Source organism: Nigerium massiliense, assembly GCF_000826085.1.
Classification (GTDB): domain Bacteria; phylum Actinomycetota; class Actinomycetes; order Propionibacteriales; family Propionibacteriaceae; genus Propioniciclava; species Propioniciclava massiliense.
In genome coordinates this window covers 576,537-597,177 of record NZ_CCYM01000003.1, presented here as the reverse complement: position 1 = coordinate 597,177, position 20,641 = coordinate 576,537, and the positions used below count along the sequence as shown (strand labels likewise).

19 protein-coding genes and 1 pseudogene are annotated in these 20,641 nt (G+C 71.5%); 18 read left to right on the top strand and 2 right to left on the bottom strand.

The window, feature by feature from the left end; genetic code table 11:
* The first annotated feature begins 249 nt into the window (after positions 1-249).
* From BN1187_RS09185 to BN1187_RS09145, 9 genes are read left to right on the top strand one after another with little or no spacing between them, the layout of a single operon-like run.
* Complete coding sequence (locus BN1187_RS09185) at positions 250-1,170, top strand: ParA family protein (protein ID WP_040161045.1); 921 nt, start codon at positions 250-252, stop codon at positions 1,168-1,170.
* Positions 1,155-1,508 carry a hypothetical protein gene (locus tag BN1187_RS09180; protein ID WP_040161042.1) on the top strand — a complete coding sequence of 118 codons (354 nt, stop codon included), beginning with the start codon at positions 1,155-1,157 and terminating at the stop codon, positions 1,506-1,508. Before BN1187_RS09185 ends, BN1187_RS09180 begins: the two co-directional genes overlap by 16 nt.
* 22 nt (positions 1,509-1,530) lie before the next feature.
* Positions 1,531-2,406: a segregation and condensation protein A gene (locus BN1187_RS09175; RefSeq protein WP_235750648.1), complete on the top strand. Its 876-nt coding sequence runs from the start codon at positions 1,531-1,533 to the stop codon at positions 2,404-2,406.
* Positions 2,403-3,221: an SMC-Scp complex subunit ScpB gene (gene scpB, locus BN1187_RS09170; protein WP_072042031.1), complete on the top strand. Its 819-nt coding sequence runs from the start codon at positions 2,403-2,405 to the stop codon at positions 3,219-3,221. The genes BN1187_RS09175 and scpB overlap by 4 nt, the downstream gene beginning before the upstream one ends.
* A complete protein-coding gene (locus tag BN1187_RS09165; protein ID WP_040161039.1) occupies positions 3,218-3,961 on the top strand; it encodes a pseudouridine synthase in 744 nt (247 codons plus the stop codon). The genes scpB and BN1187_RS09165 overlap by 4 nt, the downstream gene beginning before the upstream one ends.
* Positions 3,961-5,373 carry a proteasome accessory factor PafA2 family protein gene (locus tag BN1187_RS09160; RefSeq protein WP_052462548.1) on the top strand — a complete coding sequence of 471 codons (1,413 nt, stop codon included), beginning with the start codon at positions 3,961-3,963 and terminating at the stop codon, positions 5,371-5,373. The genes BN1187_RS09165 and BN1187_RS09160 overlap by 1 nt, the downstream gene beginning before the upstream one ends.
* Positions 5,374-5,430: 57 nt before the next feature.
* Positions 5,431-6,474 carry an FKBP-type peptidyl-prolyl cis-trans isomerase gene (locus tag BN1187_RS09155; protein WP_235750647.1) on the top strand — a complete coding sequence of 348 codons (1,044 nt, stop codon included), beginning with the start codon at positions 5,431-5,433 and terminating at the stop codon, positions 6,472-6,474.
* Positions 6,475-6,504: 30 nt separating this feature from the next.
* A complete protein-coding gene (locus tag BN1187_RS09150; RefSeq protein WP_040161035.1) occupies positions 6,505-6,891 on the top strand; it encodes a DUF6394 family protein in 387 nt (128 codons plus the stop codon).
* 6 nt (positions 6,892-6,897) lie between these two features.
* Positions 6,898-8,643, top strand: coding sequence for a potassium channel family protein (locus tag BN1187_RS09145; RefSeq protein ID WP_040161032.1), 1,746 nt, complete (start codon positions 6,898-6,900; stop codon positions 8,641-8,643).
* Positions 8,644-8,646: 3 nt separating this feature from the next.
* Here the strand turns inward: BN1187_RS09145 and gluQRS are convergent, their stop codons facing one another.
* Positions 8,647-9,609 carry a tRNA glutamyl-Q(34) synthetase GluQRS gene (gene gluQRS, locus BN1187_RS09140; protein WP_218184629.1) on the bottom strand — a complete coding sequence of 321 codons (963 nt, stop codon included), beginning with the start codon at positions 9,607-9,609 and terminating at the stop codon, positions 8,647-8,649.
* Between gluQRS and BN1187_RS09135 the strand changes: the two genes are divergently transcribed.
* The 9 genes and pseudogenes from BN1187_RS09135 to BN1187_RS09095 all read left to right on the top strand — a co-directional run bounded on the left by BN1187_RS09135 (position 9,608) and on the right by BN1187_RS09095 (position 18,572).
* Positions 9,608-10,411: a transglutaminase-like domain-containing protein gene (locus tag BN1187_RS09135; protein ID WP_040161027.1), complete on the top strand. Its 804-nt coding sequence runs from the start codon at positions 9,608-9,610 to the stop codon at positions 10,409-10,411. The genes gluQRS and BN1187_RS09135 overlap by 2 nt on opposite strands.
* A 98-nt stretch (positions 10,412-10,509) precedes the next feature.
* The gene (locus BN1187_RS09130) at positions 10,510-11,436 is read left to right on the top strand and encodes a helix-turn-helix transcriptional regulator (protein ID WP_040161025.1); all 927 of its coding nucleotides are present in this window, start codon (positions 10,510-10,512) and stop codon (positions 11,434-11,436) included.
* Positions 11,427-12,401 (top strand): helix-turn-helix transcriptional regulator, encoded by a 975-nt coding sequence (locus BN1187_RS09125; protein WP_052462547.1) that lies wholly within the window; start codon positions 11,427-11,429, stop codon positions 12,399-12,401. The genes BN1187_RS09130 and BN1187_RS09125 overlap by 10 nt, the downstream gene beginning before the upstream one ends.
* Before the next feature lie 91 nt (positions 12,402-12,492).
* Positions 12,493-12,687: pseudogene (gene tatA, locus BN1187_RS14885) on the top strand (twin-arginine translocase TatA/TatE family subunit); the annotation flags it as partial.
* 100 nt (positions 12,688-12,787) lie between these two features.
* On the top strand, positions 12,788-13,621 hold the full coding sequence (tatC, locus tag BN1187_RS09115) for a twin-arginine translocase subunit TatC (protein WP_040161024.1): 834 nt from the start codon (positions 12,788-12,790) through the stop codon (positions 13,619-13,621).
* On the top strand, positions 13,618-14,541 hold the full coding sequence (locus BN1187_RS09110) for a diacylglycerol/lipid kinase family protein (protein ID WP_235750646.1): 924 nt from the start codon (positions 13,618-13,620) through the stop codon (positions 14,539-14,541). Before tatC ends, BN1187_RS09110 begins: the two co-directional genes overlap by 4 nt.
* Positions 14,542-14,550: 9 nt before the next feature.
* Entirely contained in the window at positions 14,551-17,469 is a 2,919-nt protein-coding gene (locus BN1187_RS09105; protein WP_235750645.1) for a DEAD/DEAH box helicase, read from the top strand.
* A gap of 10 nt (positions 17,470-17,479) precedes the next feature.
* Positions 17,480-17,806: a putative quinol monooxygenase gene (locus BN1187_RS09100; RefSeq protein ID WP_040161021.1), complete on the top strand. Its 327-nt coding sequence runs from the start codon at positions 17,480-17,482 to the stop codon at positions 17,804-17,806.
* 124 nt (positions 17,807-17,930) lie between these two features.
* Positions 17,931-18,572, top strand: coding sequence for a HEAT repeat domain-containing protein (locus tag BN1187_RS09095; RefSeq protein ID WP_040161019.1), 642 nt, complete (start codon positions 17,931-17,933; stop codon positions 18,570-18,572).
* Positions 18,573-18,705: 133 nt separating this feature from the next.
* Here the strand turns inward: BN1187_RS09095 and BN1187_RS09090 are convergent, their stop codons facing one another.
* Entirely contained in the window at positions 18,706-20,640 is a 1,935-nt protein-coding gene (locus BN1187_RS09090; RefSeq protein ID WP_040161017.1) for a solute carrier family 23 protein, read from the bottom strand.
* Position 20,641: the final 1 nt, after the last annotated feature.

The following is a 20,641-nucleotide window of genomic DNA, read 5'->3' as shown; positions in this document are numbered from 1 at the left end:
CGGCGATGGCGTGCTCTGACCGCCACTCTTTCGGTTTTGAGGTGAATGTCAAGCATGTCGCATACCCGGCACGCCGCGAATGCGCTTGCCGCTGCATACTTTCGGGCGGGTTCGGCGCGGCAGGACGAGGCCTGACGGAGGAACGCCGGCGGTCGGCCGCGCTGGCGACTCTCGTCCCTAAAGCTCGTGGTGAGTCAACTTGTCGTCTTTGCCGGCGCTAGGCTGGCGTCTTCGAACCGTTCATCCCTCATGCAACGGGCGAGGAAGGACATCGTGAGCGACAACCCGGCTCTCTTCGAATCCGACCAGTCGACGGGCGAGACCGAGGAACTGGGCCCCACCGGACGGCCGTTCCCGGACCTGCCCGACCCCACACCGCCGGCGGACGGCCCCAAGCGCGCCCTCATCATCGCGATGTGCAACCAGAAGGGCGGCGTCGGCAAGACCACGACCACGATCAACCTGGGCGCGGCGCTCGCGGAGACCGGACGCCGGGTGCTGCTGGTCGACTTCGACCCGCAGGGCTCTCTCTCGGTCGGCCTGGGCGTCAACCCGCACACGCTGGAGCAGTCGATCTACAACCTCCTGCTGACCCGCGACGTGGACGCCCATGACGTCATCATCGAGACCGACGTCGACAACGTCGACCTGCTCCCCGCGAACATCGACCTCTCCGCCGCCGAGGTGCAGCTGGTCTCCGAGGTCGCGCGCGAGCAGACGCTGCGCCGCGTCCTGAGCAAGGTTCGCTCGGAGTACGACCTCATCCTCATCGACTGCGCCCCGTCGCTCGGCCTGCTGACCGTCAACGCGCTCACCGCGTCCGACCGGGTGATCATGCCGCTGGAGTGCGAGTTCTTCGCCCTGCGCGGCATCGCGCTGCTCACCGACACCATCGAGAAGGTGCAGGACCGGCTCAACCCCGACCTGGAGATCCTCGGCATCCTCGGCACGATGTACGACTCGCGGACGATCCACAGCCGGGAGGTGCTCGAACGCGTCGTCGAGGCCTTCGGCGACGACGTCTTCCACACGGTGATCAAGCGCACGATCAAGTTCCCCGAGACCACCGTCGCCGGCGAGCCGATCACGACGTACGCGTCGAGCTCGCCGGGCGCCACCGCCTACAGGAACCTCGCCAAGGAGGTGCTCGCCCGGTGCCCCGACGCGTAGGCCTGCCCGGGGCGTCCGAGCTGTTCCGCCCGACCTCCGAGCACGCCCGGCCCACGAGCCCGGCGCCGGCGGCGTCCGAAGGGGAGCGGGCGGCGTCGCGACCGGAGGAGAAGCGTCCGGCCGTGTCGGGACGGGTGAAGCACGACGAGAAGATCACCGTCTACGTCAGTGCCGAGGAACTCTTGGCTTTGGAGCAGTTGCGGCTCACGCTGCGCGGCCAGCACGGCCTGACCGCCGACCGGGGCCGCATCGTCCGCGCGGCGATCGCGGAGGCGCTGGCCGACGTCGACGAGCGCGGCGCCGACTCGGCTCTCGTCCGTCGCCTCGCCCAGCGCTGAGGTGGCCGCGACACAGCGCCCCGTGACCGAGGACGACGGGACGGAGCCCGGCTTCCGGGTGCGGCTGACCAATTTCGAGGGGCCGTTCGACCTGCTGCTGCAGTTGATCGGGCGGCACAAGATGGACGTCACCGAGGTGGCGCTGTCGCAGGTCACGGGCGAGTTCATCGAGTACATCCGCCTCGGCGAGGCCGGCGAGGTGCCCTGGGACCTGGAGCAGACCACGTCGTTCATCGTCGTGGCGGCCACCCTGCTCGACCTCAAGGCCGCACGGCTGCTGCCCAGCGGCGAGGTCGAGGATCCCGAGGACCTCGCCGTCCTCGAGGCCCGCGACCTGCTGTTCGCCCGGCTGCTGCAGTACCGGGCGTTCAAGGAGATCTCCGGGCTGTTCGCGTCCCGGCTCGACCTGGAGGCCCGCCGCTTCGCCCGGCCCGGCGGCCTGGAGGAGGAGTTCGCCCGGCTGTTGCCGGAGGTCGAACTGCGCGTCGGCCTCGACGAGTTCGCCTGGCTGGCCGCGCGCGCGATGGCGCCGCGGGAGCAGCCGGAGATCAGCCTGGCGCACCTGCACGCCCCGGCGGTCAGCGTCCGGGAGCAGGGCGACGTGATCGTCCGGCGGCTGCGGGCCGCGGGCGCGACGACGTTCCGCGTCCTGGTCGCCGACGCCGAGGAACGCATCGTCGTGGTCGCGCGCTTCCTCGCTCTGCTGGAGCTGGCCCGGCAGCAGGTCGTCGCCTTCGACCAGCTCACCCCACTGGGCGAGCTGACGATCCGCTGGACCGGTGCCACGGACGCCGAGGTGGCGATCACCGACGAGTTCGACGGGACGCCGGTGCCCCCGGCCGAACCCTCGGAACCGGGCCGGCGCACCGGCGAACGAGCTGACGAGGAGGACGCATGAGCGACCAGCAGGACCCGGCGGAGACCCGGGAGGTGGATCCGGACGCGATCACCGGAGCGCTGGAGGCGCTGCTGCTGATGGCGACGGAGCCGATGTCGACGGCCGAGCTCGCTCAGGCGCTCGACGTCCCCAAGCCGGTCGTCTGGGACGCCCTCGACCGGCTGCGCGACTTCTACGACGAGACCCACCGCGGCTTCGAGTTGCGCGAGGTCGGCCAGGGCTGGCGCTACTACACCCGCCCGGAGCACCACGACGTCATCGCGGCCTGGCTGCTCGAGGGGCAGCACGCGCGGCTGTCCCAGGCGGCGTTGGAGACCCTCGCGGTCGTCGCGTACCTGCAGCCGATTTCGCGGAGCCGCGTCGGTGCGATCCGCGGCGTCAACGTGGACGGCGTCATGCGGACGCTGGTGGCCCGCGAACTCGTCGAGGAGTCCGCCCGCGACGAGGAGACCGGCGCGATGCTCTTCCGCACCACTGACTACTTCCTGGAGCGGATGGGGATGACGGGCCTCGACGAGCTGCCGCCCCTGGCGCCCCACCTGCCGGAGGCGTCCCTGCTCGAAGCGGAGTTGTCCGGCCTGGCGTCCTCGGACGAGTCCGCCATACTGGACGCCACCGAACAGCGCGAACCGAGGAAGGGCGACGCCATGACCGACAACCTGATTCCCGAAGATCCCACGACCACCCCGACCGGAGACTCCGTGTCGCCGGAGGAGGCCGCGAAGGCCGCCGAGATCCCCGAGCCCGAGGAGCTCGAGCGCCTCGAGACGCCCGACTCCACCGACGTCGGCACCAACGAGGCGCCGGAGGCGTGAGGGACGAACCAGCTGACGGTATCCGCCTCCAGAAGGTCCTGGCCCAGGCGGGCATCGCCTCCCGGCGCAACGCCGAGGCGATGATCGACGAGGGCCGGGTCGAGGTGAACGGCGAGCCCGTCGCCGCACAGGGACGCCGCGTCGACCCCGAGCGCGACGTCATCCGGGTGGACGGACGCCGCATCCCGCCGCCGCGCCGGCACGCCTATGTCGTGCTGAACAAGCCGCGCGGCGTCGTGTCCACCATGGACGACCCCGAGGGCCGCAGCACGATCGCCGACCTGCTCGGTCACCGGTCGCGGGAGCGGCTCTACCACGTCGGACGCCTCGACACCGACACCGAGGGCATGCTGCTGCTGACGAACGACGGCGACTTCGCCCAGCGCATGACGCACCCGCGCTACGAACTGAGCAAGACGTATGTCGCCGAGGTCGAGGGCATCCTGGACGCCAAGACCGCGGCGCGGCTGCGCAAGGGCGTCACCCTGGAGGACGGCTTCATCAAGCCCGACCGGCTCAAGATCGGCGCGGTCGGCGGCAACCGCACGATGGTGACGGTCGTGCTGCACTCGGGGCGCAACCGCATCGTGCGCCGCATGTTCGACGCCGTCGGGCACCCGGTGCGCCGCCTGACGCGCATCCAGATCGGGCCGGTGCGGATGGGGCAACTCCGACCGGGCGACCTGCGCGACCTGACCCGCGACGAGCTCGGCGCGCTGCTGGACGCCGTCAAGCTCTAGTGCCGCGCATCTACGGCCTCGAGACCGAGTACGGCCTCGTCGGGCTGGCCCGCGCCGAGCACGGCGTCCGACGGCTCACCGCGGACGACGCGGCCCAGCGGCTGTTCGCGCTCGTCGCGCGGGAGAACCGCTCGACGAACGTCTTCCTGCGAAACGGGGGACGGCTGTACCTCGACGTCGGCTCCCACCCCGAGTACGCCACCGCGGAGTGCGCCAGCCCCGCCGACCTCGTCGTCGCCGAGCGCGCCGGCGACGCGATCGTCGCACGGTTGGCCGAGCGGGCCGCCGAGGCCGAGGCCGCCGAGGGCCGCGACGTGTCGTTCGCCTTGTTCAAGAACAACGTCGACGCCCACGGCAACACGTTCGGCAGCCACGAGAACTACCTGGTCGGCCGCGGCACCGACCCCGAGGTGTTGTCCCGCTGGCTGATCGGCTTCCTGGTGTCGCGCCAGCTCATCGCCGGGGCGGGACGCTGGCGCCGCGGGACGTTCACCCTCTCCCAGCGCTGCGACGTCCTCGGCGACGTCGTGTCGAACCAGACGACGCGGTCGCGTCCGCTCATCAACACCCGGGACGAGCCGCACGCCGACCCGGCCGTCCACCGGCGTCTGCACGTGATCAGCGGCGACTCCAACCTGTCCGAGGCGGCGAGCGCGCTGAAGGTCGGCGCGACGGAACTGGTGCTAAGGCTGGCCGAGTCCGGACGCCCCGCGCCGCCCGGCCCGGCCGACCCGCTCTCCGCGCTGCGCGCCTGGGGCCACGACCCCGACGCGGCCGTCGAGCTGGTCGACGGGACCTCGGCGTCCTGCCGGGACGTCCAGGAGCGCTACTGCGCCTTCGCCAGGGACGTCGCCGAGGACGCCGAGTGGACGCCGTGGCGCGACACCCTGGACGCCTTGGCCCGCGGCGAGGCGCCTCCGGCGGCGGAGTGGGCGGTGAAGCGGCGGCTGATCGAGACGTACCGCGACCGGCACGGGCTCGCGGACGCCGACCCCCGCCTGGACGCCCTCGACCTGCGCTGGCATGAGCTCGGTCGCGGCCCCGGCGGCCGTCCGCTCGGGCTCGCGCGGCTGCTCGAGGAGCGCGGCGCGCTGCCGCGGCTCAGCACCCCGGACGCCGTCGCCGACGCCGCACGGTCCCCGGCGTCGCCGACACGGGCGGTCGTCCGCGCGCGGCTGCTGGCCGCGGCGCAGGCGGCCGAGCGGAGCTACGCTGCCGACTGGGCGTCCTTCACCGTGCACGACCTCCCCGCCGCGCCGGGGGACCGCCGTCCCGCCGACGTCACGCTGCGCCTCGACGACCCGTTCGCCACCCGGGACGCCGCCGCCGACGACCTCGCCGGGCGAATGCGGTCCGAGCCGCGCGCCCGGCTGACCCGGGGGTTCGTCCCGCCGGGACCGTCGACCGCCTGACCCGGCCGGCCGCGGACCTGCGGAAACGGCCGGCGGCCAGCAGGTACCCTCGGGGTCGTGCTTACCCGGTCCCGTGTCTCCCTGTTCGCCGTCTCCGGAGCTCTCGCGCTGACGCTCGCCGCATGCGGCGGCCCGGCGGCCAGCCCCTCACCCAGCCCGTCCGACCCTGCGGCCAGCGCCGCGCCGAGTTCCACGGCCGCGCAGAGCGCCACTCCGACGCCGACCCCGACCCCGACGTCCACGATCAAGCCGCAGGCGAGCCTGGACGCCATCACGGTCACCGGCAACCCGGGCTCCGCGCCGACCGTGAAGGTGAAGGCGCCCTACGCCGTCGACCAGACCCGTAGCAAGGTGCTGAAGGCGGGCAACGGCCCGACGGTCCCGGCGAACGGCACGGTCGACGTCCAGTACTTCGGCGTCAACGGGCGCACCGGGCAGCACTTCAACAGCACCTGGCGTGACAACAAGGGCCAGCCCACGACGTTCCCGCTCGACAAGGTCGTCGCGGGCTTCAAGAAGGGCCTCGAGGGCAAGAAGGTCGGCGATCGCGTCCTCATCGCCATGCCGGGTGCTGACGGTTACGACGAGGCCGGCGGCCAGCCCCAGATCGGCATCAAGGTCGGTGACACGCTGATCTTCGTGGTCGACATCGTCGGCACGCAGCTGACCGGTCCGGTCGGTGCCGCCGTCCCTCCCAAGGCCGGGCTGCCGACCGTCGCCGACAAGGACGGCAAGCCGGTGATCACCGTGCCCAAGACGGCCGCTCCGACCAGCAGCGTCGCCCAGCCGCTCATCAACGGCAGCATCAACCGCAAGCTCGCCGCCGACGACTCCATCTCGGTGCACTACCGCTCGGCGTCCTGGAAGACGGGCAAGCAGCTCGAGGACCACTACGCCCAGCCCGATACCGGCCAGCTCGCCGCCACGATCCCGTGCTGGAAGAACGGCCTCGTCGGCAAGAACGTCGGCTCGCGCGTGCTGCTGGTCTGCACCCCGAAGGACAGCTTCCCCGAGGGCAGCAACAACCCGCAGATCGACAAGGGCGATTCGGTCGTCTACGTCGTCGACATCCTGTACGCGAGCAAGTCGCCGCTTCAGTAACAGGCGTCCCGGCGGGTCTAGAGTCGCCGCATGAATTTCGAGAAGGTCGTCTTCGGGTTCTTCGTGCTGCTCGCAGCCACGCTGAACTTCGGCTACGTCACCGGCGATATCGCCGAGCCGCTGCACCACAACGCCGTCGAGCTGTACGCGGCCGTCGTGGTGAACATCATCGCGACGGTGCTCAAGCTCGGCGACCGCACGCAGATGGGCGCCATCCACCTGGCGACGAGCCTGGTGGCGTGCATCCAGCTGATCGCCGCGACGATCACGTGGATCTACGCGACGCAGGTGGCCGCGAGCGGGCTGACGCCGTACCTCATGAGCAGCGTCGTCTCTCTCGCGCTGGGCGCCATCGTGGCGAACATCGTCTCGGTGGTGCTCATGGTCATCGAGACCGCCAGCTACCGGCGGCGCTGACCGGCCATGCTCGGGTTTCCCGGCAACGGCGACATGCCGCTGCGTCCGCGCATCCCGGCGCGCACGCTGCTGCGGCGCGTCCGCGTCGACCCGCCGCAGGGGGCGGCGTCCACCGACGCGATCTTCATCCTCATGCGGCGGATGCGCGGCCCGCTGGTCTTCCTGATCGCGATCTTCGCGATCGACGTGCTGGGGCTGACGATCATCCCGGGCGTGGACGCCGACGGCAACCCGGTCCATATGACGTACTTCGACGCCTTCTACTTCATGAGCTACACCGCGTCGACGATCGGTTTCGGCGAGTTGCCGAACACGTTCACCGTCGCCCAGCGCATGTGGGTCACCTTCACGATCTACACATCCGTGATTGGCTGGGCCTACGCCATCGGCGCCTTCCTCGGCCTGATGCAGGATCGAACATTCAGCACCGCGGTGACGTTGCAGCGCTTCGCCCGCAAGGTGCGCGGCCTCCGCGAGCCGTTCCTCATCGTCGCCGGCTACGGCCAGATGGGGCAGGCGGTGGCCGCCGCCCTCGACACGCAGGGCCGGCGCATCGTGGTGATCGACAGCGACCGCGACCGGCTCGGCTCGCTGTCCGGGGGACGACTGAACGTCGACGTCCCCGGCATCCAAGGTGATGCCCGCGACCCCGAGACCCTCGGCATCGCCGGGCTCGGGCACCCGTTCTGCGAGGGAGTCCTGGCCATGACCAACGACGATCAGGTCAACCTGTCGATCGTCATGTCGGTGCAGCTGCTGCGTCCCGAGGTGCCGGTCATCGCCCGTTCCAACGACCGGTCCACGGTGGGCGCGATGCGCGATTTCAAGGCCGAGGCGGTCATCAACCCCTACGACCGGTTCGGCTCGTACCTGATCTTGCGGCTGCAGCGGCCGGCCACCTACCGGTTCGTGATGTGGATGATGTCGAACTACGACACCGCCCTGCCGCCGCTCACCGCCGGGGAGCGGGACGGCCGCTGGGTCGTCGTGGGCGACGACGCCTTCGGCGAGGAGATCTCCGGGGACCTGAGCGACGCGGGCCTGGACGTCACGATGAGCTCGGTCCGGGACGGCATGCCGGACGTGGCCGACGCCGTGGGGTTCGTGGCCGGGTCGGCTGACGACGCCACCAACCTGTCGCTGGCGGCGCACGCGCGACTGCAGAACCCCCGGATCTTCTTGTCGGTGCGGCAGAAATCCGCGCGCACCCAGCCGCTGCTGAAGGCGTTCGACCCCGAGTCGGTGTTCGTGCCGGCGCAACTCACCGTGCGGGAGGCGCTGGCGCGCGTCATCACCCCCGACTTCTGGGAGTTCATCGAGTGGGCATCGGAGCGGGACAACGCCTTCTCCGAGACGCTGCTGGAGCACGTCGTGGGCCGCTGCGGGGAGGGCTCTCCGGAGAGCAAGCGCATCCGCCTCGACCGGACGACGACCCCGGGGGTCCACTGGTGGTTCGACCACGGCTACGAGCTGCGTCTCGGCGACCTGTTGCGCGACCCGGACGACCGCAGCCTGTACCTGCCGGTCGTCTGCCTGGGGCTGCGGCGGACGGGGGGATTCCACTTCGTGCCGGACGAGGACGAACTGCTCGCCCCCGGTGACGAGTTGCTGTTGGCCGGGCGGTTCGAGGGTTTCACCACCGTCATGCACACGCTGTTCGACGAGTCTCGGATCGAGTACGTCTCCACCGGGCGCCAGGTGCCCAGCTCGTGGCTGTGGCGCAAGCTCAGCTCGCGCGTCTCGGAGGTGTGAGCCTCAGCCTCCGTAGACCCACGGGCCGCGGGGGAGGGCGTCCGGGTCGAAGCGGTCGAGCAAGGTCTCGGGCGTGACGTGCTCGCCCGGCTCGCACAGGCCGAGCGAGTGGCCGAGCGTGGCCAGCACGGCGCCCGCGGGGCGCCCCCGGGCGGCCAGGTCGGCGAGGCTGACCGCGCCGTCGCGCTTGGCGAGGCGACGTCCTTCGGCGTTGACGACCAGGGGCACGTGCGCGTACTCCGGCACCCGGCCGCCAAGCCGCTCGGTCAGCCAGCCCTGCCGCGGCGAGCTCGACAGCAGGTCGTCGCCGCGCACCACCTGGTCGACGCCCTGGGCGACGTCGTCGACCACGACGGCGAGGTTGTAGGCGTAGGCGCCGTCGTTGCGGCGCACCACGAAGTCGTCCACGGGGCCGCTGACGGTGCCCGCCCAGCGGTCGTGGACGCTCATCCACGCCCCGTGCGCGTTCACCCGCAGCGCGGGCGGGCGGGTCCGGCGCCGTTCGGCGCGCTCGGCTTCGGTCAGGGCTCGGCACGTGCCGGGGTAGGGGCGGTAGCCGTCCTCGTGCGGCGCCGAGGCCGCCTCGGCGATCTCGCGCCGGGTGCAGAAGCACTCGTAGGTCTCGAGCCTGGCGATCGCTGCGGCGTACCGGTCGAGGCGCTCCGACTGGCGGACGATCTCGCCGTCCCAGCCGAGCCCGATCGCGGCGAGGTCGGCGAGCTGGCGGGCCTCCACGTCCGGCGCGGCGGCGACGCGGGCGGCGTCCAGGTCTTCGACGCGCACCAGGAATCGGCGCCCGGTGTGCCGGGCCAGAAGCCACGCGACCAGGGCCGTGCGCAGGTTGCCCACGTGCAGGTCGCTGGTCGGGCTGGGCGCGAACCGCCCGGCGCCCGCGGCGTCCGTCATCTGTGCCCCTCTCGTGGACCGCTCCTCGCCGGCTCGGCCGGCCTGGAAGAATCGCCTCATGCGCCGTCACGTCGAATCCAGCCTGTCCGTCACCGTCCTGCAGAGCGCCGACGTGGTTTTGAGCCTAGCCCTCGCGGGGAACCTCCCGCGGGAGTCGGAGTCCCTGACGGTCACGCTGGACGGCGCCCCGCTGCAGGTCACCGAGATCGTCGCCGAGGACGGCCTCACCAGGCTGCATCTGATCGAGGGCATCCCGGCCGGCCGGCTCGAGGTGCGCTACGACGCCGTCGTCGACGGGCGGGCCGAGCCCGTCCCCGTGACGCCGCTCGACCGCATCGTGTACACCCGCCCGTCGCGCTACGCCGATTCCGACACGATGGCGCCCGTCGCGCAGGCACAGTTCGCGGGGCTCGCGGGCAAGGATCTTCTGGACGCCGTGAGCTCGTGGGTCGGCTCGCAGCTCAGCTACGTGTCCGGGTCGAGCCGCCCAACCGACGGCGCCGTGCAGACCTACCTGATGCGCGAGGGCGTCTGCCGCGACTACGCCCACCTGTGCGTCGCGTTGCTGCGCGCGCTGAACGTCCCGGCGCGGCTGGCGTCGGTGTACGCACCGGGCCTGAACCCGATGGACTTCCACGCCGTCGCCGAGGCCGTCGTCGACGACCGGTGGTGTTCCGTGGACGCGACGGCGCTGGCGCCCCGCTCGACGATGGTGCGCATCGCGACCGGCCGCGACGCCGCCGACACCTCGTTCATGACCACCCTCTCCGGTGTCGCCAACCTGGAGACCATGCAGGTGGGCGCGGTCGTCGAGGACGGTCTGCCCGGCGACGACGTGACGGAGTTGGCGCAACTGCGCTGACGCCGACCCCCTGCGGCGCGTGCGTGTCGCCAACCCGGACGCGGGGTTCGGCCTGCCGCGGTTGTTAGTCTCGGGGTGAGCACCCGAGAAAGCGAGACATGTCCGCACGCAAGTCGGAGCGCATCCTGAACCTGACGATCTGCCTGCTGATGGCGCGTCGGTTCGTCGAGCGCGAGCAGATCCGCGAGGCCGTCGAGGGCTACGCCGGCCTGTCGGACGCCGCCTTCGAGCGCACCTTCGAGCGCGACAAGGACGAGTTGCGCGCCCTCGGCGTCCCGATCGAGACGGGCAGCAACTCGGCGTTCTTCCCCGACGAGGTGGGCTACCGCATCCGCCGCCGCGACTTCGAACTGCCCGAGATCGACTTCACCGCGGCGGAACTCGCCGCCCTCGGCGTCGCCTCGACCGTCTGGGACGACGCCCGCCGCGGCGACCAGGCCGCGCAGGCGCTGGCCAAGTTCCGCGCCGCCGGCCTCGACCCGGACGCCGGCCGTGCCGCCGGGTTCGCGCCGTCCGTCGGCGCCCGCGAGCCGGCCTTCGAGACGTTGTGGTCGGCCGTTCTCGCGCCGCACCCCGTCGCGTTCCGCTACAAGGGCCGCGACCGGGTCGTCGAGCCGTGGCGGCTCACCTCGCGGCACGGCTCCTGGTATCTGATCGGGCTCGACCGCAGCCGCGGCGAGGGCCGCTCGTTCAAGGTCTCCCGCATCGAGGACGCCCCGCGCCCCGCCGACGGGACCGTCACCCCGCCCGACCCGGCGGTCGTCCAGCAGCACCTCGAGTCGCTGGCGGCGCGCCGGGACGCGCGCGCGACGATCGCCGTGCGCGAGGGCGCCGTCCCCGAGCTGATCCGCTCCGGGGAGCGCGTCCAGGCCGAGGTCGGTGAGGGCTTCGCCGCCTGGAGCGTCCCCGTCTCCGCCGACCCGGGCGAGATCGCCCAGTGGGCCTCCGACGTCGTCGTCCTCGACCCGCCCGAGCTGGCCGCCGCCGTCCGCGCGCACCTGGAGGCGGTGGCCGCATGGGCATGACCTCCGGCAGCCAGGTGCCGCGCCTGCTGGCGCTGGTTCCCTACCTGCAGCAGCACCCGGACGCAGACCTCCGCGAAACCGCCGCACGCTTCGGCGTCACCGAGCGCCAGCTCGTCGCCGACCTGAAGGTGCTGTGGTTCTGCGGCCTGCCCGGCGGGATGCCCGGCGACCTCATCGAGGTCGATATGGACGCCCTTGACCAGGGCCGCATCCGGCTGACGAACGCGGAGTTCCTCGACCGGCCGCTGCGGCTCAGCGTCGAGGAGGCCATGACGCTGATCGTGGCGCTGCGCGCGCTGGAGGAGGCGTCCGACCCGGGGCAGGCCGAGGCCGTCCGCTCGGCGCGCGCCAAGCTCGAGGGCGTCTTCGGCGCCGGCGACCGGGTCGATGTCCGGGTGGCGGCGGGGGAGAGCGACGTCCGTGCCGAGCTCGCGCGCGCGATCGCGGACGGCCGCGCGGTGCGGCTCGGTTATCACGGGGCGTCCCGGGGCATGGCCACGCGCCCCGTCGTCGATCCGGCACGGGTCTCGACGCGCGACGGCTACGGCTACCTGTCCGCGTGGGCGCACGAGCGGGAGGCCTGGCGCACCTACCGGCTCGACCGCATCGTCGCCGTCGAGGTGCTGGACGAGCCGGCCGTCGACCATGGGCCCGTCCCCGCCGAGGCGTCCGGGTGGCTGGACGAACGTCCCGACGCCGCCCAGGTCACGCTCGAGCTGGCGCCCGCCGGGCACTGGATCGTCGAGTACCACCCGATGGTCTCCGTCGAGCGGCTCGACGACGACGTGCTGCGCGCCACCCTGCTGGTGGCCGACCCGGCCTGGTTCCGGAGGTTGCTGCTGCGCCTGGGCCCCGCGGTGCGCTCGGTCGAGCCGCCCGAGGCGGCGGCGTCCGCGGTGGCGGCGGCGCGCGAGGCGCTGGAGTCGGGGGACGCGGCGGCGTCCAGACCTCGGCCGCGGGACTGATCGTTCACAGGCACGCCTCAGGGTGGTCGCCTTTCATGCTGGTCGTGGGCCTACACTGGGCCGCGATCGACCGCGAACAAGGAGCAAGCTGATGCCGTTCAACATGCAGGGCTGGGAGTGGGTCATCCTCGTAGTCGTCGCACTTTTGATCTTCGGAGGCAGCCGCCTGGCCGGGGCCGGCCGGAACGCCGGACGCGCGATCCGCGAGTTCAAGGAGGAGACGCGCTCGATCAAGGCTGACGAGGAGAAGGCGAAGGCCGAGAGGGCCGCCGGCGCGACCGCCGCAGGCGAGATCCACGCCGACCGGGCCGCCACCGATCGCGTCGTCGACGCCGAGATCGTCGAGCCGCACACCGACCCGAAGCCCGACACCCGGGCCTGAGGTCGTGGCGCGTCTCAGCTTCGGCTGGCTCAAGCCTCCCAAGGTGCCGGCCGACGGGGTGATGTCGCTCGCCGACCATCTGCGGGAGCTGCGCTACCGCCTCATCCTGTCGATGGTCGTCATCGTGCTTGGGATGGTCGGCTGCGCGTTCTTCTACAACCAGCTCGTCAGCCTGCTGATGCAGCCCTGGGGCATGGCCGTCCAACTGCTGAAGGGCGTCAAGCCCGACCTCGACGTCCAGGTCATCATGAACGGCGTCACGTCACCGTTGTTCCTGGCGCTGAAGATGATCGCCGTCGCCGGACTGGTCGTGACCTGCCCCGTCTGGCTCTACCAGGTGTGGGCCTACATCGCGCCCGCCCTGCTGGCCAAAGAGAAGCGGTACGCCCTCTACTTCCTGCTCGCAGCGATCCCGCTGTTCCTGTTCGGCGTCGCGGTGGGCTACATCGTGCTGCCTCAGGGCATCACCGTGATGCTGGCGTTCACGCCCGACAACATCGCCGGCCTGACCAACCTGCTCGAGGTCGGCGACTTCCTCAACCTGATGCTGCAGTTGATGCTGGTGTTCGGGCTCGGCTTCCTGATGCCCGTCGTGGTCGTGGCGCTCAACCTGATGGGCGTCGTCAGTGCCGCCGCCCTGAAGAAGGCCCGCTCCTACGTCATGTTCGGCTGCTTCGTGTTCGGCGCCGCGGCCACCCCGGGGGGCGACCCGTTCTCGATGCTGGCGCTGGCCATCCCGATGACCCTGCTGTTCCTGATCGCCGAGGGCATCTGCTACGCGCACGACCGCCGTGTCCGCAAGAAGCTCGCCGCCGAAGGGCTCCTCGTCGAGTCGTGAACGAACGCACGCAGCGCACGATGACGCTGCTGGTGAACCCGAGCGCGGGCCATGGTCGTGCACGCCGGCGCCTGCCCTCCGTGGCGCGCGCGTTGACCGACGCCCTCCCGGAGGTGCACCTCGACGTCGTCACAACCACGAGCTTCGAGCAGGCGCGCGCGCTGGCGTCCTCCACCGTCCGCTTCGCCCACCGGGGCGACAGCCTCGTGGTGATGGGCGGCGACGGGATGGCGTCCGTCGGGCACAACGCGTGCGGGGGCACCGACGTCCCCCTCGGCGTCATCCCCGCCGGCACCGGCAACGACTTCTGTCGCGGCGTCGGGCTGCCCGGAACGATCCGCGGCGCGGTCGCGACCATCGCCGGTGGCCACACGGGCCGCATCGACCTGATGCGCGTCAACGGGAACCTCACCGCCCACGCCTCGTCGCGGCTCGTCGGCTCGGTCGTCTCGACGGGCTTCGACGAGTTGGTCAACGCCCGCGCCAACCGGTTGCCGATCTCGCTGGGCGCCCCCTCGTACGCGTACGCCGTGATGGCCGAGCTCGTCCGGTTCCGGCCGCTGCGCTACCGCATCGAACTGGACGGCCGGCGCCGCACCCTGGACGCCATGCTCATCGCCGTGGGCAACGCGGGCATCTTCGGCGGCGGCATCAAGATCATCCCGGACGCCGACGTCCGCGACGGCCTGCTGGACGTCACCGTCATCCACCCGGTGTCGCGCCGCGTCCTGATCAAGCTGCTGCCGCGCCTGTTCACGGGGACGTTCGTCAGCCATCCGTGCGTCGAGCAGCTGCGCGCGCACACCGTGATCGTGGACGGCGACGGCCTGCAGGCGATGGCCGACGGGGAGGACCTCGGAACCCCACCGCTCACCTGCCACGCCGAGCCGGGTGCGCTGCGGCTGTTCCTGCCCAGGTAGTTTGGGGTCGTGGACGACCTTCGAAACGCAGCCCGGCACGATGGGGACGTCCCCGACGAGGCTCTGAACGACGACCCGGGCGCCCGGGTCGGCGAGGACGGGGAACCGGACGCGATCGCCGGCGATCCCGGGGACGGGACGGGCGGTGATCAGTCGGCGGCACCCGAGGAGGTCGACCCCGAGCCCGGTCCGGTCTTCGCCGCCTTCGCCACCGGCTACGACTTCGCCCTCGACCCCTATCAGGTCGCGGCCTGCGCGCACATCGAGGCGGGCTCCGGCGTCCTGGTGGCGGCGCCGACCGGCGCCGGCAAGACGGTCGCCGGCGAGTTCGCGATCTTCCTGGCGCTGCAGCAGGGCCGCAAGGCGTTCTACACCACCCCCATCAAGGCGCTGAGCAACCAGAAGTACCACGACCTCGTCGAACGCCACGGCCCCGACAACGTGGGCCTGCTGACGGGCGACACGTCCCTCAACTCCGAGGCGCCCATCGTGGTGATGACGACCGAGGTGCTGCGGAACATGATCTACGCCCGCTCGCGCACGTTGAACAACCTCGGGTTCGTCGTCATGGACGAGGTGCATTACCTCGCCGACCGCTTCCGAGGCGCGGTCTGGGAGGAGGTCATCATCGGGCTGGCCGACTCGGTGCAGCTCGTGGCGCTGTCGGCGACCGTGTCCAACGCCGAGGAGTTCGGCGACTGGCTCGCCGAGGTGCGGGGCCGGATGGCGATCGTCGTCTCCGAGCGACGTCCCGTGCCGCTGTACCAGCACGTCATGGCCGGACGCCGCCTCTACGACCTGTTCGTCGACGAGGCTCCCACCGCGCTGCCGCAGCCGGGGGCGTCCTCGGACGTGAACCCGGAACTCACCAAGCTCGCCAAGGAGGAGTCGCGCTTCGTCCGCGACGACTCCCGCCGCCAGCGCGGCCGGCGTCAGCGCGACCGCATCGACCGCAACGCGAAGGCGTCCGGCCAGCGGCACCCGAACCTGATCCCGCGGCGCGACGGCGCCGTGGAGAAGCTCGAGCAGTACGGGCTGCTCCCCGCCATCTACTTCATCTTCAGCCGCCAGGGCTGCGACCAGGCCGTCGGCCAGCTCATGCACTCGGGGCTGCGGCTCACCACCGCGCACGAGCGGGCTCAGCTGGAGGAGATCGCCAACCGGCACTGCGGTGCCCTCAGCCGCAGCGACCTGGACGCGCTCGACTACCCGCAGTTCCTCGAGGCGCTGCGCCGCGGGGTCGCCGCCCACCACGCGGGGTTGTTGCCGGCGTTCAAGGAGTGCGTCGAGGAGGCGTTCGTCCGCGGGCTCGTCAAGGTCGTCTTCGCCACCGAGACGCTCGCGCTGGGTATCAACATGCCGGCGCGCAGCGTCGTGCTGGAAAAGCTCGTGAAGTACAACGGCGAGGCCCTCGTCGACATCACTCCGGGGGAGTACACCCAGCTCACCGGACGCGCGGGCCGCCGTGGCATCGACGTGGAGGGGCACGCGGTCGTGCTCTGGCAGCGGAACATGGATCCGCGGCAGGTCGCGGGGCTGGCGTCCCGGCGCACGTACCCGCTGAAGTCGTCCTTCTCGCCGACGTACAACATGTCGGTCAACCTGGTCGGGGCGGTCGGACGCGAGCGCGCCCGCACGCTGTTGGAACAGTCGTTCGCGCAGTATCAGTCCGACCGGTCCGTGGTCGGGCTCGCCCGGGGCATCGCCCGCAACGAGGATCGCATCGCCCGGCTGTGGGACAAGGCGGCCTGCGAACGGGGTGACTTCCGCGAGTACGCGGGGCTGCGCGCCGAGATCTCCCGCCTGGAGGCCGAGGCGGCGCGCAGCCGCCGTGCCGACCGGCACGCCGAGACACTGTCGGTTCTGCTGGAGCTGAGCAGCGGCGACATCCTGCGGGTGCCGTCAGGGCGGCACGAGGGGTGGGCCGTGGTGATCGATCCCGGAACGGCGCGCAACGACCGCGAGGGTCCGCGTCCGCTGGTGATGACCGAGGAGCGGCAGGTCAAGCGGCTGTCGCTGACCGACTTCCCGTCGCCGCCGCCGGTCGTCGGGCGCATGCGGGTGCCCAAGCACTTCAACGCCAAGGAACCGGCGTCGCGACGCAACCTGTTCGCGGCGTTCCGGTCGAGGCTGGAAAGCGTCGACCTGACGCCGGAGCGGTACCGGCCCGGCGCGATGGACGCCGAGGTCGCCGAGCAGATCGACGGGCTGCGGCACCAGATGCGGGCGCATCCCTGCCACTCCTGCCCCGCCCGCGAGGAGCACGCCCGGTTCGCCGAGCAGGCCCAGCGTCTCGAGCGGGATAGCGCCGGGCTGCGCCGGCAGTCGCAGAAGCGGACGAACACGATCGCGGTGCGGTTCGACCGCATCTGTTCGGTGCTGCGGTCACTCGGCTACCTCGGCGAGGACGGCGAGACGGTCACCGATGCGGGCCGCATGCTCGCCCGCATCTACTGCGAGCTCGACCTGGTCGCCGCCGAGTGCGTCCGTGCGGGCATCTTCGACGAGCTGAGCGCGCCCGAGTTCGCCGCGGTGATCTCGACGCTGATCTACGAGGCGCGCGGGCGCGACCAGGGGCGTCCGGCGCGCATGCCGAACCGGTCGACCGAGATCGCGCAGTCGATGGTGCTGCGCATCTGGCGCGAGGTGGGGCTTCTTGAGCGCGACCAGCGGCTCGACAGGCACCGCGACCCCGACCTCGGGTTCGCGCAGCCGGTGTTCGCGTGGGCGTCGGGACGCCCGCTGGCCCAGGTGCTGGGGGAGTCCGAGCTCACCGCCGGCGACTTCGTCCGCTGGACGCGGCAGGTGATCGACCTGGCGGGACAGATCGCGACCGCCGCCGGGCCGGGGCGCGTGCGCACGGTCGCGCGGGAGGCCGTCGACATGATGCGCCGCGGCGTCGTCGACGCCGGCTGGGAAGAGGACTGATACTGGCCTCATGATTGCCATCACCGTCAAGTGGGACGTGTTGCCCCAGTACGTCGACTCCTTCCTCGATCTGACCCGCGAGTTCACCGAGGCCTGCCGCGCCGAGCCCGGCTGCTTGTGGTTCGAGTGGTCGAAGAGCGTCGACAACCCCAACGAGTTCGTCCTGATCGAGGCCTACAAGGACGCGGAGGCGGGCCGCGAGCACGTCGAGAGCGACCACTTCAAGAAGGCCATGGCGACGCAGGGGCGCTACGCCGCGACGCGTCCCAAGGTCGTCAGCGTCGAGGCCGAGCAGGACGGCTGGAACGAGCTCGGTGAAATCGAGATGGACGACTGACGACGTCCCCAACTTTTTGTAACGCACGTCGCTAACATGGTGGCCGTCCCCGATTCTGGGGATGGTCACCGTCCTCGTGAAGCCTGGTCACGGGCGGTGGCTCCCACCGGCCGGAAGGGCTTCGATGAACGCGATCCCGCAGCTGGCGACGCCGATGCTGCGGCTGGCGCTGTCGTCCGGCTCGGTGGACAGACGCGTGCGCGCCGCTCGGCTCATCGCCGCGCGCCGGGACGTCCGCGCGGTCGGGCGGCTGGGCGCCTGCCTGCGGGATCCCGATGAGCGCGTGCGGGCCGCCGCCGCTGAGGCCCTGGGCGCTATCGGCGGGACCACCTCCGCGCGTGTGGTGCGGGCCGCCGTCGCGCCGCGGCCCGGATACGCCGACCTGGAGCCGGCACTAGCGGTGTCCGCCCTCGCCGACATGGGGATGAGCGCGGTCGAGGACGTCATCGGCGGCCTCTACGACAGTGAGCCTCGGGTACGGGCGGTGTGCGCCCGCGTGGTGGCCCGGCTGTCGCTGCTGCGCGCGCGTCCGGACGTGCGGCGCCGGCTGGCGTGCGAGCAGGTCCCGGCGGCGGCCGCCGCGTTGCTGGACGCCGTCGCCGCCTTGGGCGTCCCGGCCGACGAGCCGCTCACCGCGCGCTTCCTCGGCACCGGGTGGCCCACCGCCGTGCAGGACGCCGCCCTCGTCGCGCGTGCGGCCCTGGCGGGCGTCAGCGGGGAGCCGGTTCGCACGGTGGGCGTGTGGGAGGCGACCCCCGTCGGGTGATCGGCGCCGCGGATCTCCGGACACCGGCGAGGCAGGCGGGTGGTACACGCAGGGCCGCGCCCGCCACGATGGCCCGGCGGAGATCGTCCTGCGTGGTAGGCCTGGGGCTTCCGCCCCTGCGAGCGTCCCGGTGTCAGCCCAGCTGTTCGAACTTGCGCGCCCAGGCGGTGCGGATGGGGTTCGCGTCCGCGACGAGGGCGTCGAAGCGGCGGTCGGCGATGTTCGCGACCTCGCCGACGGCCTTGTGTTGCTCCCGCGCGGGGGACGCCGCGACCCGCAGCCAACCGTCGTCCACCAGCTGGCCGAGGGTGGTCTGGTTGTTCAACGACGTCACCAGCGGCAGGCCGAACTTCTCGCGGTACGCCTGCGAGACCCCGGCGAGAGCGGCACGGTCGGCGTCGTCCATGCGATCGAGGGCGAGCGAACCGGTTTCGGTGAGCGCGCGGATGTCCTCGGGTGAGTTCGATGCCTCCTCGGTCAGGAGGAGCTCCGCGATGTCGCGATACCGGCCGATCAGCGAACGCTGCTGTTCGGGCGTCCCGCTCATCACGGCGTCCTGGAACGCGGCCCGTAGATCAGCGGTGGACTCGAACGGGCGCGCCTGCCACGCCCGCTCGACGGGCCAGGTGTCGCCCACGTAGAGGCCCCGGAAGGTCTCGACGAACGTCGACTCGTCCATGCCGTTCACATCGTCGAGGGTGACCGACTTCGTCCCGGCGAGCGCGACGTCCGGGCTCATGCGGCGTCCGACGTGGTGGAACAGCAGGTTGAGGATGATCGCGGTGATCGCGCCCAGCGTGACGCCCGATCCGAAGAGGATCCGGGCCCAGGAAGGCACGGCGGTGGCGATGTCGGGCTGGAGCGTCACGAGCAGCGCGAGCGCGATGGACGTGGAGACGATCACCACGTTCGCGTTGTCGTGCATGTCGACCTTGCCGAGGGTCTGGATCCCGACGACCGCCACATTGGCGAACATGGCCAGCGACGCGCCGCCCAGCACAGGACCGGGGATCGCCGCGACGACGGCGCCCGCCTTCGGGAGCAGGCCCAGCACGATCATGAAGAGTCCGGCCACCGCCACGACCCAGCGGCTCTTCACGCGCGTCAGGCGGACCAGGCCGACGTTCTGGGCGAAGCAGGTGTAGGGGAACGAGTTGAAGATGCCGCCGAGCATGGTGGACAGCCCGTCGGCTCGCAGCGCCGCCGCGACGTGGCGGGGATGGATGCGCTTGCCGACCACCTCGCCGGTCGCGAACACGTCGCCGGTGGTCTCGACGGCGGTGATGGCCATGACGACGAGCATCGAGATGATGGACGCGACGCCGAAGCGGGGGAGTCCGAAGAAGAAGGGCGTTGTCAGCCCGAACCAGGCGGTCCCACCGACGGCGTGGAACGAGGCGTCCCCGAGCGCGAGGGCAACCCCGGTCCCCACGACGAGACCGATCAGCACGGCGATGGTGGCGACGAATCCGCCGAAGAATCGCTGGATGAGCACGATGAGGGCGAGCGTCCCGAGCGCGTAGGCGAGGTTGCGGGTCAGCTCGGGGCCCGCGGCCGGATTGCCGTCGGCGCCGCGCGTGATGTCGCCGGCCGAGACGCCGAGCAGCGTGGTGCCCATGATCGTGAGGAGCGTGCCGGTGACCACGGGCGGGAAGAACGCGAGCAGGCGGCTGAAGTAGGGGGCCGCGAGGAACGTGGCGAGGCCAGCGACGATGATCGCGCCGTACACCTCGAGCAGCCCTTGGGTGCCGCCGCCGTTCGCCAACGCGATCGCAATGATGGGGCTGACGGCGGTGAAGGTGACACCTTGCACCAGTGGTAGCCGGACTCCGACCTTCCAGAAGCCCACCGACTGGATGATCGTCGCGATGCCGCACGTGAACAGGTCGGCGTTGATGAGGTGGATCAGTTCCTGCGTCGACAGCCCGATGGCGCCGCCGATCACGATCGGGACGATCACCGCGCCCGCATAGAATGCCAACACGTGCTGGATGCCCAGCACCACGAGTTTGGGAGCCGGCGGAACGGTATCGACGTCGCTCACCCGGGCGGCGAGATCGTTGGACATG